This is a genomic window from Sphingomonas flavalba, assembly GCF_047553045.1.
GTDB classification, from domain to species: Bacteria; Pseudomonadota; Alphaproteobacteria; order Sphingomonadales; family Sphingomonadaceae; genus Sphingomonas_L; species Sphingomonas_L flavalba_A.
This window is the reverse complement of record NZ_CP180208.1, coordinates 1,739,471-1,751,119: the sequence shown is the minus strand read 5'-3', so window position 1 is coordinate 1,751,119 and position 11,649 is coordinate 1,739,471. Positions and strand designations below refer to the sequence as shown.

Sequence of the window (11,649 nt, the reverse complement as noted above, 5' to 3'; positions counted from 1 at the left end):
CTGGTGCGGCTTGACCGGGGCGTGAAACTGGCGGCACATCGGGCAAGGGATTCATTCCACGGGATTATTCGCCGATGACGCTTCGCCTGACACTGTCGTCCGCGCTGATTTGCGCGCTGGCCGCGCCGCTCGCCGGCGCCGCTCCGCTGGCCGCCGACCCCAATGCCTATCTGGAGGCGGTGGAGGGTGCGGCTGCGCTGGCGAAGGTGCGCAGGTGGAACGCCGCCGCCGATGCGGTGCTGGAGAAGGCGCCGGGCTTTGCCGCCTATCGCGAGCGGGCGCTGGCGCTGTTGCAGGACGACGCGCAGATCGCGACGCCCGATCGGGTGATTGGCGACAAGGTGCTGAACCTGTGGCGCGACAAGGCGCATGTGCGCGGGGTGTGGCGGGTCGCCTCGCTCGCTTCGTTCGCGGCGGGCAAGCCGGAATGGCGCACGCTGATCGACCTGGACGCGCTCGGCCGGGCGGAGGGCAGGAGCTGGGTCTGGGGCGGGGCGGATTGCCGGGCGCCGGACTATGCGCGCTGCATCGTCACCCTGTCCGACGGCGGTGGCGACGCGGCGGTGCGGCGGGAGTTCGACCTGGCGAGCGGGACGTTCGTGGCCGACGGCTTCGTGCTGCCGGCGGCGAAGAGCGATACCGCCTGGGCCGGGCCGGACGCGCTGTATGTCACCACCGATTTCGGGCCGGGGAGCCTGACCAGTTCCGGCTATGGCCGGATCGTCAAGCTGTGGCGGCGGGGAACGCCGCTGTCGGCGGCGGTGACGGTGGCGGAGGCTGAGACGAGCGACGTCAGCATCCGCCCGCACGTGTTCGTCGAGGGCGAGGCGCGCTGGCCGGTGATCGCGCGCGGTATCGATTTCTACCGCAGCGAGGTGAGCCATGTCGCGCCGGACGGGCGGCTGGTGCGATCGCCGCTGCCGGTCGACGCCGAGGTCGAGGACGTGCTGGGCGGGCACCTGTTCGCGACGCTGGCCAGCCCGTGGCAGGGGCACCCGACGGGTGCGATCGTCGAATATGCGATCGCCGACGTGCTGGCCGGGCGGACGCCGGTGGTGCGCGCGGTGATGGTGCCGGGGCCAAGCCAGGCGATCGAGCAGGTCGCGGCGGGCAAGGCGGTGCTGTGGGTCAAGCTGCTCGACGACGTGTCGGGCAGGCTGGTCGCGCTGCGGCGGGGGGCGGACGGGGCGTGGGCGCAGCAGGCGGCGGCGCTGCCGGCCAACACGACCGTCCATCTGGACGCGGCGGCGGGGGGTGAGGAGTTGGCCTTCGCGACGGTCGAGGGGATGCTGACGCCGCCGACGCTCTATGCGGTGCGGCCGGGGGCGGCCCCGGTGGCGGTGCAGGCGCTGCCGGCGCGGTTCGACGCGTCGAAGATGGAAGTGACGCAGCGTTTCGCGACGTCGAAGGACGGGACGAAGGTGCCCTATTTCCTGGTCCGCAAGCCGGGGGGCACGGGGCCGGTGCCGGCACTGATCCACGCCTATGGCGGTTTCCGGCTGGCGCAGACGCCGACCTACCTGACCGGGCAGCCCTATCGCAGCGGGCCGGCGGCGTTGTTCTGGGTCGAGGAGGGCAATGCCTATGTCCTGGCCAATATCCGTGGCGGCGGGGAGTATGGCCCGGCATGGCACCAGGCGGCGCTGCGCGAGAAGCGGCAGAACGCCTATGACGATTTCCACGCCGTCGCCGAGGACCTGATCGCCGCCGGGATCAGCGCCAAGGGGAAGATCGCGGCGTCGGGGCGGTCGAACGGCGGGTTGCTGGTCGGCGTGCTGATGACGCAGCGGCCGGACCTGTACGGCGCGATCATCATGGGATCGCCGCTTGTCGACATGAAGCGTTATTCCCACCTGCTGGCCGGCGCGTCGTGGATGGGTGAATATGGCGACCCGGACAAGCCGGAGGACTGGGCGTTCATCGAACGCTATTCGCCCTATCAGAAGCTGGCGGCCGGGGTGCGCTATCCCCGGCCGTTCATCTACACGTCGACCAAGGACGACCGCGTCCACCCCGGCCATGCCCGCAAATTCGCGGCGAAGCTGGAACAGCTTGGCGACGGATTCTATTATTCCGAGGCGATCGAGGGTGGGCATGCGGCCGGCGCCGACCGGCTGGAGGATGCCCGGCGCGCGGCGATGGTCACCGTCTATCTGAACAGGGAACTGGGCGGGGCGGCGCGGGACTGACGGGCTGGCGCGGTGGCGGGGCGGCAGGTCGCGGCGCTATGACCGGTCCGACGATGGCGCGCGCGCTGGGGGTTGGCTTCCGCCGACGGTTGCCGCAACGATGGCCGGCATGGCCGATGCCCCGCCCGAGACCCTGACCGCGCCCGGCCCGCCGCCGCCGTCGCCGCTGTCGATCCCGGTGTTCCGGGCGGTGTGGCTGGCGAGCATGGTGTCCAATTTCGGCGGGCTGATCCAGTCGGTCGGCGCGTCGTGGATGATGGTGTCGCTGAGCGGATCGCCGCAGATGGTGGCGCTGGTTCAGGCGTCGACGACGCTGCCGATCATGCTGCTGTCGCTATGGGCGGGGGCAGTGGCCGACAATCTCGACCGGCGGTCGGTGATGCTGTCGGCGCAGGCATTCATGCTGACGGTTTCGGCCGGACTGGCACTGTGCGCCTGGGCCGGGCTGCTCAGCCCCTGGTTGCTGCTGGTCTTCACCTTTCTGATCGGTTGCGGCACCGCGTTCAACGGCCCCGCCTGGCAGGCGTCCGTCGGCGACATGGTGCCGCGCCCGGTGTTGCCCGGCGCGGTGGCGTTCAACAGCATGGGGTTCAACATCGCGCGCAGCGTCGGCCCGGCGGTGGGCGGGCTGATCGTCGCGGCGGCGGGGGCGGCGGCGGCGTTTTTTGCCAACGCGCTGTCCTATGCCGGGCTGATCGTCGTGCTGGCCCGCTGGCGGCCCAACCTGCCGCCGCGCCTGTTGCCGCGCGAGCGGCTGGGCGTCGCGGTCGCCGCCGGGCTGCGCTATGTCGCGATGTCGCCCAACCTCAGGGTAGTGATGCTGCGCGCCGCGCTGTTCGGCATCGCGGCGAGTGCGATCCCGGCGCTGATGCCGCTGGTCGCGCGCGACCTGATGGGCGGCGGGCCGCTGGTCTATGGCATGTTGCTCGGCGGGTTCGGCATCGGCGCGGTCGGCGGCGCGCTGGCCACCGTGCGCCTGCGCCGGCACCTGACGACCGAGCGGATCGTGCGGATCGCGTCGCTGGCGCTGGCGGTCGGCGCGCTCGCGACCGGCGCGAGCCGCTGGATGCCGCTGACCGTTGTCGCGCTGATGCTGGCCGGTGCCGGATGGGTGCTGGCGCTGTCGACGTTCAACGTCACCGTGCAGATGGCGTCGCCGCGCTGGGTCGTCGCGCGCGGGCTGGCGCTGTACCAGATGGCGGCGTTCGGCGGCATGGCGGCGGGAAGCTGGGTGTTCGGGCTGATCGCCGAGAGCGAAGGCGTCGCCGTCGCCCTGTTCGCGGCGGCGATCGCCCAGGCGGGGAGCGCGCTGGTCGGTTTCCGTCTGCCGTTGCCGCAGGTCGAAGATTTGAACCTGGACCCGCTCAGCCGCTGGACGGAGCCGGAGACGGCGGTGCCGGTCGAACCGCGCACCGGGCCGGTGGTCATCACCATCGAATACCGGATCGCGCCCGGCGACGTGATGGCGTTCCTGAAAGTGATGGCGGAGCGCCGCCGCATCCGCCGCCGCGACGGCGCCCGCCACTGGACGCTGCTGCGCGACCTGGCCGACCCGATGTTGTGGATCGAGCGGTACCATGTGCCGACCTGGCTGGATTATGTCCGCCACAACCAGCGGCGCACCCACGCCGATGCCGATAACAGCGCGCAACTGGCCGCGCTGCATGCCGGGCCGAAACTGCCGGTCGTTCACCGGATGATCGAGCGGCAGACCGGATCGCTGCCGACCGGCCGGGCGCAGGCCGCCCCCGAAATCAGCGATCCGATGACCGACCCGACCCGCTGCACCTGAGCGGACGCTACGGCCAGCCGGATTTTTGCAAAATGCCGGCGAGTGCGCGACAGTCGGCCGAGCCGGGAGAGGAACGGATCGGCATGGAGCATTTCGACGTCATCATCGTCGGGGCCGGATTGTCGGGCATCGGTGCCGCCTATCACCTGCAGAAGCATTGCCCGGACCGCAACTATGCGATCCTGGAGGCGCGCGAGGCGATCGGCGGGACGTGGGACCTGTTCCGCTACCCCGGCATCCGGTCGGATTCGGACATGTTCACGCTGGGCTATTCGTTCCGCCCGTGGGTGGAGGCGAAGGCGATCGCCGACGGCCCGTCGATTTTGAACTATGTCCGCCGGACCGCCAGCGACAACGGCATCGACCGCCATATCCGCTTCGGGCAGGCGGTGGTGCGGGCGTCCTGGTCGAGCGCGGAGGCGCGCTGGACGGTCGAGACGGAGCGGGGCGGCGAGGGCGGCGCCTTCACCTGTTCGTTCCTGCTGATGTGCAGCGGCTATTACGACTATGCCGGCGGCCATGACCCGGATTTTGCCGGGCGCGCGGAGTTTGCCGGGCGGATCGTTCACCCTCAGCACTGGCCCGACGACCTGGACTATGCCGGCAAGCGGGTGGTGGTGATCGGCAGCGGCGCGACGGCGGTGACGATCGTGCCGGAAATGGCGCGGACGGCGGCGCATGTGACGATGCTGCAACGATCGCCCACCTATGTCGTGTCGCGGCCGGCGGAGGACCGGATCGCCAACGGCCTGCGCCGGGTGCTGCCCGCCAAGCTGGCCTATGGGCTGGTGCGGTGGAAGAACGTGCTGCTCGGCATGCTGTTCTTCAACCTGGCGCGCAAGCGGCCGGAGAAGACCAAGGCCAAGCTGATCGGCCTGGTAGGCGACCAGCTTGGCCCCGACTACGACGTCGCGCGGCATTTCACCCCGGATTACAACCCGTGGGACCAGCGCCTGTGCCTGGTCCCCGACGCCGACCTGTTCGACGCGATCAACGCGAAGCGGGTGTCGGTGGTGACCGACCGGATCGCGCGGTTTACGCCGGGCGGGATCAGGCTGGAATCGGGAGCGGATCTGCCCGCCGACGTGATCGTCACCGCGACCGGGCTGAAGCTGGCCGTGCTCGGCAAGGCAGCGTTCTTCGTCGACGGTGCCCGCGTCGATTTCGCCAAAACGATCAGCTACAAGGGGATGATGTTCAGCGGGGTACCGAACCTTGCCTCCGCCTTCGGCTATACCAACGCGTCGTGGACGCTGAAGGCCGACCTGACCAGCGCCTATGTCTGCCGCCTGCTGAACCACATGAAGGCGCGCGGCCACGCCATCGCGATGCCGACGCTGCCCGCCGAGCCGATGGAGGCGGCGCCGTGGCTGGACTTCACATCCGGCTATGTCCAGCGATCGCTGGCGCTGTTTCCCAAGCAGGGGACGCGCAAGCCGTGGCGAATCCACCAGAATTACCTGCGCGATCTGATGCTGTTCCGTTACGCGCCGATCGACGACGGCGCGATGGTGTTTTCCAACCCGCAGTTTACGTCAGCGTAAAGTAGCGTTATCGTCGACGTTGAGAGGAGTCGGCCGGAATGGACCTGAATTTCACCGCGGAGGACCTGGCTTTTCAGGCGGAGGCGCGCGCCTTCATCGCCGCGCATTACCCACCGGCGCTGCGCGCGCGGCAGGACCGGGGCGAGGAACTGGGCAAGGAAGACTATTTGAGCTGGCACCGGGTGCTGGCGAAGCAGGGCTGGGTCGCGCCGGGCTGGCCGGTTGAGTATGGCGGGCCGGGGTGGACCGCGACGCAGCGCTATATCTGGTCGGAGGAACTGGCCCGCGCCGACACGGTGCCGATCCTGCCGTTCGGCATCAACATGGTCGCGCCGGTGATCTACACGTTCGGGACGGCGGCGCAGAAGCAACGCTTTCTGCCGCGCATCCTGTCCGGCGACGACTGGTGGTGCCAGGGCTATTCCGAACCCGGTGCCGGGTCCGACCTGGCGTCGCTGCGCACCCGCGCGGTGCGCGACGGCGACCATTATGTCGTCAACGGGCAGAAAACCTGGACGACGCTGGCCCAGCATGCCGACTGGGGCTTCTTCCTCGTCCGCACCGACACGACTGTGAAGCCGCAGGAGGGGATCAGCTTCCTGCTGATCGACATGAAGACGCCCGGCATCACCGTGCGGCCGATCATCACGCTGGGCGGCGAGCATGAGGTCAACGAAGTGTGGCTGGAGGACGTGCGCGTGCCGGTCGACCAGCGCGTGCATGAAGAGAATAAGGGCTGGACCTGCGCCAAGTTCCTGCTGGCGCATGAGCGCACCGGCATTGCCGGCGTCGCCCGGTCGAAGCGGGGGGTGGAGCGGATCAAGGCGATTGCCCGGACCGAGACCGACGGCGACCAGCCGCTGATCGCCGACCCGTTCTTCCGCCGCAAGCTGGCCGAGCTGGAGGTCGACCTGACCGCGCTGGAGTTCACCGAACTGCGGACGCTGGCCGGCGAGGCGGCGGGCAAGGGGCCGGGACCGGAATCGAGCCTGCTCAAGATCAAGGGCACCGAGATCCAGCAGCGGATCACCGAACTGGCGCTGGAAGCGGTCGGCCATTACGGCGCGCCCTATTTTCGCGGGTTCGGCGAGGGCGACAATGCCCATGCGATCGGCCCGGACTACGCCCGGCGGGCGGCGCCGACCTATTTCAATATGCGCAAGACCAGCATCTATGGCGGGTCGAACGAGATTCAGCGCAATATCATCGCCAAGATGGTGCTGGGCCTGTGACGCCGCGCGTCCGCCCGGCCGAAAGGGCCTGACATGGATTTCACCTATACCGATACGCAGGAGATGCTGCGCGACACGCTTGGCCGCTTCCTGACCGAGAATTTCGATTTCGAGCGGCGGCGCAAGGTTGTCGCGTCCGACAGCGGGCGCGACCCCGGCATATGGAAGGCGCTGGCGACGGAGCTTGGCATATTGGGCGCGCCGTTCGCCGAGGCGCATGGCGGGCTGGGCGGCGATGCCGTCGACAATCTGGTGGTGATGGAGAAGCTGGGCGAGGCGATCGCGATCGAGCCGTACCTGCAGACGGTGGTGATCGGCGGCGGCGCGCTGAACGCGGCGGGCGGGGCGCTGGCCGATGCGCTGATCCCCGAGATCATCGCCGGCGACGCGATCATCGCCTTCGCCTATGCCGAGCCGCAGGGGCGTTACGATCTGGCCAACCTGCGCACGACCGCCAAGCGGGACGGCGGCGGCTGGGTGCTGAACGGGCACAAGGCGGTGGTCTATGCCGCGCCGTGGGCGACGCACCTGCTGGTGACGGCGCGGACCGGCGGCGGCCAGCGCGAGGCGGACGGGGTCTCGCTGTTCCTGATCGACGCCGGGCTGCCCGGCATCGTCCGCCGCGATTACCCGACCGTCGACGGGTTCCGCGCGTCGGAAGTGCATTTCGAAAATGTCGCGGTGCCGGCGGAGGCGCTGATCGGTGGCGAGGGCGCGGCGTTGCCGATCGTCGAGCAGGTCGTCGACGAAGCGACCGCCGCCGTCTGCGCCGAGGCGTGCGGGGTGACGCGGATGCTCCACCGCGGCACGCTGGACTATGCGCGGCAACGCACGCAGTTCGGCCGCGCGATCGCCGATTTTCAGGTGCTGCAGCACCGGATGGTCGACATGTTCATGGAGGTCGAACAGGCGGTCAGCATGACGCTGATGGCAACGTTGAAGCTGGACCTGCCGGCGGCCGAACGCGCCGCCGCCGTGTCCCAGGCCAAGGCCAAGGTCGGCAAGGCGTGCGGGTTCGTCGGGCAGAACGCGATCCAGATCCACGGCGGCATCGGCATGACCGACGAACTGGCGATCGGCCATTATTTCAAGCGGGCGACGATGATCGAGGGGCAGTTCGGATCGATCGACCATCATCTTGCCCGGTTCGAGGCGCTGACGATCGCGGCGTGAGCGGCCGGGCGGGTGACCTTTCCGCCACCCCGGTGCCGGTGATACGCTAGGCGAGTCGCCATTTCAGGGGGATAATGCCATGCGCCGCCGTACCTTCCTTGCCGCGGTGCCCGCCGCCGCGATCGCTTCATCCGTGTTGGGGCGGGGGGCGGCTGCGCCGGGCGCTGGCCGGGGCGGGGCGGTCGACAATGAGCGGCGGCTGGACGTGCGTGCAGGCGACCGGCCGGTCGGTGCCAATTTCGCCAGCCGATCGGCGGTGTTCGGGGCGAACGGCGCTGCCGGGTCCGCCCACCCGCGCGCGACGATGGCGGCGATCGACATATTGCGCAAAGGTGGATCGGCGGTCGACGCGGCGATCGCGATGAACGCCTGCCTCGGCTTGCTGGAGCCGACCGCCAACGGCATTGGCGGCGATGTCTACGCGCTGATCTGGGACCCGAGGGCGGGCAAGGTACAGGGGATCGCCGGGTGTCCGGCCGCAGCCCGCGCGGGCTGAGCCTGGAGACGGCGCGGGCGCGGGCGAAGAACGGCGTCCTTCCGCCTTACGGCGCGGTATCGGTGTCGGTGCCCGGCGCGGTCGACGGCTGGTGGGCGATGCACCAGCGTTACGGCAAGCTGGCGTGGGCCGAGCTGTTTGAACCAGTGATCGCGATGGCGGAGGAAGGCGTGCCGGTCGCGCCGGTCGTCGCCTATTACCTGGCGCGCGGTGTCGCCAATTTCCAGCGGCCGGGGCTGGGGATAGAGGAAGTCGCCAACATGCGGGCGACCTATGCGCCCGGTGGCAGGGCGCCGGCGGAAGGCGACATATTCCGCAACCCGGACCTGGCGCGGACGTTCCGCCTGATCGCCAAGGGTGGGCGCGATGCCTTTTACGACGGGCCGATCGCCGACACGATCGAGGCGTATTTCAAGCGGATCGGCGGGTGGATGACCCGCGCCGACATGGCCGCCCAGCGCGCGACGTGGAGCGAGCCGCTGACCACCGACTATCGCGGCGTCACCGTCCACGCGATCGGCGAGAACACGCAGGGGCTGGCGACCCTGCAGATGCTGAACATCCTCGAACGCTTCGACATGCGCGGCGCCGGTTTCCAGTCGGCGCTGTCGATCCACCTGCAGGCGGAGGCGAAGCGCCTCGCCTATGAGGACCGCGCCCGTTACTACGCCGACCCGGAATTCGCCAAGGTGCCGTTCGAATGGCTGGGGTCGAAGGATTATGCCGCCGAGCGCGCCAAGCTGATCCGCCCCGACCGGCTGATGACCGACGTGCGGCCGGGGCAGGCGCCCAGCCACGGCGACACCACCTATTTCAGCTGTTCCGACAAGGACGGCATGATGGTGTCGATGATCCAGTCCAATTTCCGGGGCATGGGATCCGGGCTGGTCGCCGACGGGCTTGGCTTCATGTTCCAGGACCGGGGGCAGCTATTCTCGCTGCGTGACGGGCACCCCAATGTCTATGCGCCGGGCAAGCGGCCGTTCCAGACGATCATCCCCGGCTTCGCGACGCGGCAGGGCAAGCCCTGGCTGGCGTTCGGCGTGATGGGCGGCGACATGCAGCCGCAGGGGCAGGTGCAGATCCTTGCCAACCGGATCGATTACGACCTGGACGTGCAGGCGGCCGGCGACAGCCCGCGCTGGCACCACGGCGGATCTTCCGAAGTGATGGGCGAGGACGGGGCTGAGGAGAAGGCGTCGCCGACCGGCGTGCTGAACCTGGAAACCGGCGTGCCGGCGGAAACGCAGGCGAAGCTGGCGGCAATGGGCTGGAAGATTGCCGAGGCGCCGGGTGGCTACGGCCGCTACGAATGCGTCGAATGGCTGGAGCGGGCCGGCGGCCGCGTCTACGCCGCCGCCAGCGAGATGCGCGCCGACGGTTGCGCGCTGGCCTATTAGCGCCTGTTGCGGGGCGAAGGCGCGCAAGCCATTGGGCACGCATGAACATTCCATCGCTCCGGCTGTGCCAGAATGATGCGGCGACGCGGGGGGAGCGGTTGCACGTTGGCCGGCCAGCGGCTTAGAAACCCTGTGCCGGGGAGCGCCGGCGGCGTGAAACCGGGGTAGGAGGAGATGCATGGGCTTTGCCCGCGTTGATACGGCGGAGGTGGCGGCCGGGCAGCGTTTCGACTTCTGGCGCGCGCTGCATGCCGGGCTTGATCTGTCGCTGATTGATCCCGCCGGGCGCGATGCCTATGCCGCCAAGTTGCGGTTCTGGTCGATGGACGACGGGGTGCTGCTCGGCCATTCGCAAAGCGCCAATACGCGCTGCCGTTTCGGGCGAGGCTGGGCGGACCAGCTGCTGTTTTCGATTATCCTGGACGGCACGGTCCGGTTGCGGGCGGGCCATGATAACGTGGTGATGCTGGGCCGGGAGAACGGACTGGTCGTGATGGATGCCAGTCAGACGGCGGTGACCGAAACCGGCGCGACACGGCATGACCATGTTTACCTGAGCGTTCCGCGCGGGATGGTGGCGCGGATGGTGGGTGGTAACCCGTTGCCGCAGCGCGGCGGTGTCGTCGCGCTTGACGGGGTGCCGCTGGGCGCGGTGCTGCACGCCCATCTGGAACAGATGCATCGGTATGGCGACCGGCTGTCGCGCGCGGAGATGGATGCCGGCGTTTCAGCCGCGACACAACTGGCGCTCGGCTGCCTGCGCCAGCTTGGCGCGGAACGACCGGAGGAAGAACTGTTGTCCGATGTCGCGCTGGTTGCCGCCGCGCGGGGCATCGCCGAGCGCCATGCGGCCGACGGCGATCTGAGCGCGGCCGCGATCGCCGCCCGGATCGGCTGTTCGCGCGCGCATCTCTACCGGGTTTTCGCCCGGCAGGGGCTGAGAGTGGGGGAGATGGTGCGCGGTATCCGGCTGGAACGAGCCAAGGCGATGATCGCGGCGCGGGGCGACGGCGCGATCGAACAGGCCGCCAACATGTGCGGTTATCGCAGCGCGGCGGCGTTCAGCCGTGCATTCCGGCACAGCTATGGCATGTCGCCGCGCGCCTGGCGTGCCGCCGCGCGGAGACGGCCGGGCCAGTGATGTGAGACGCGCGGCAAAGCCGGAATGATAAACGCCCCCTTCACCTTAGTGGGGGAAGCAATGAAGTCATACCTGGTTGCATTGGCCGCGTCCGCCGGCGCCATTGCCGTGCCGGCCCATGCCGACACGTATTATTTCACGGTTTCAGGCGATTACGAGGCCAGTTTCGCATTGGACGCGAACCCGTCGGCGGCGGTCTACGGATCGGATTTCCTGGCGGACACGAGCATCTGGCCGTATTTTCGTATCTTCAACGTATCGATCACGTCAAACGGCGTCACATCGACAAATGGCAACGTCATCTTCTATCCGGCAAGCACAGGCGGCGGCTTGCGCGCCGCTCTGGGAGGCACGTTGCTGTTTTCGTTGCTGGCGATCGATCTGTTCACCGGCCCGACGACAAGCCCGACCTTCAAACTTGGCACATTCAATTTCACGACGCAGAAATTGCCGTCGAGCACGAGGCCGCAGCCGACGCAGACCCGGCTGGTGATTTCGGCAACGCCGCCGGGGGGCGCGGCGGTGCCGGAGCCGGCCGGCTGGGCCATGCTGATCGCGGGGTTCGCGCTGGTCGGCACGGCGATGCGCGGGCGCCGACGCCGCGCCGTCGTCACCTACGGCTAAGCCGGCCGCCGCGCCTCTCGCCCCGTAGGGGGGGGGGCGGTGGCGGGAGGCGCGGGAA

General features: G+C 69.1%; 8 protein-coding genes and 1 pseudogene. All 9 read left to right on the top strand.

The annotated features are described in order from the left end of the window. The first annotated feature begins 74 nt into the window (after positions 1–74). A complete protein-coding gene (locus ACMT1E_RS08350) occupies positions 75–2,189 on the top strand; it encodes a prolyl oligopeptidase family serine peptidase (RefSeq protein WP_414899616.1) in 2,115 nt (704 codons plus the stop codon). 109 nt (positions 2,190–2,298) lie between these two features. Continuing rightward, the gene (locus tag ACMT1E_RS08345) at positions 2,299–3,981 is read left to right on the top strand and encodes an MFS transporter (RefSeq protein ID WP_414899615.1); all 1,683 of its coding nucleotides are present in this window, start codon (positions 2,299–2,301) and stop codon (positions 3,979–3,981) included. A gap of 83 nt (positions 3,982–4,064) precedes the next feature. After that, positions 4,065–5,525 carry a flavin-containing monooxygenase gene (locus tag ACMT1E_RS08340; protein ID WP_414903344.1) on the top strand — a complete coding sequence of 487 codons (1,461 nt, stop codon included), beginning with the start codon at positions 4,065–4,067 and terminating at the stop codon, positions 5,523–5,525. Between the two features lie 38 nt (positions 5,526–5,563). Continuing rightward, positions 5,564–6,757: an acyl-CoA dehydrogenase family protein gene (locus ACMT1E_RS08335; RefSeq protein WP_414899614.1), complete on the top strand. Its 1,194-nt coding sequence runs from the start codon at positions 5,564–5,566 to the stop codon at positions 6,755–6,757. A 33-nt stretch (positions 6,758–6,790) separates the two neighbouring features. Further along, on the top strand, positions 6,791–7,930 hold the full coding sequence (locus ACMT1E_RS08330) for an acyl-CoA dehydrogenase family protein (RefSeq protein WP_414899613.1): 1,140 nt from the start codon (positions 6,791–6,793) through the stop codon (positions 7,928–7,930). 79 nt (positions 7,931–8,009) lie between these two features. Beyond that, positions 8,010–8,426 carry a gamma-glutamyltransferase gene (locus ACMT1E_RS08325; RefSeq protein WP_414899612.1) on the top strand — a complete coding sequence of 139 codons (417 nt, stop codon included), beginning with the start codon at positions 8,010–8,012 and terminating at the stop codon, positions 8,424–8,426. Beyond that, the gene (locus ACMT1E_RS08320) at positions 8,399–9,826 is read left to right on the top strand and encodes a gamma-glutamyltransferase family protein (protein WP_414899611.1); all 1,428 of its coding nucleotides are present in this window, start codon (positions 8,399–8,401) and stop codon (positions 9,824–9,826) included. Before ACMT1E_RS08325 ends, ACMT1E_RS08320 begins: the two co-directional genes overlap by 28 nt. 178 nt (positions 9,827–10,004) lie before the next feature. Continuing rightward, positions 10,005–10,967 carry a helix-turn-helix transcriptional regulator gene (locus ACMT1E_RS08315; protein WP_414899610.1) on the top strand — a complete coding sequence of 321 codons (963 nt, stop codon included), beginning with the start codon at positions 10,005–10,007 and terminating at the stop codon, positions 10,965–10,967. Between the two features lie 516 nt (positions 10,968–11,483). Continuing rightward, positions 11,484–11,591, top strand: a pseudogene (locus ACMT1E_RS08310) (PEPxxWA-CTERM sorting domain-containing protein); the annotation flags it as partial. Positions 11,592–11,649 lie beyond the last annotated feature (58 nt).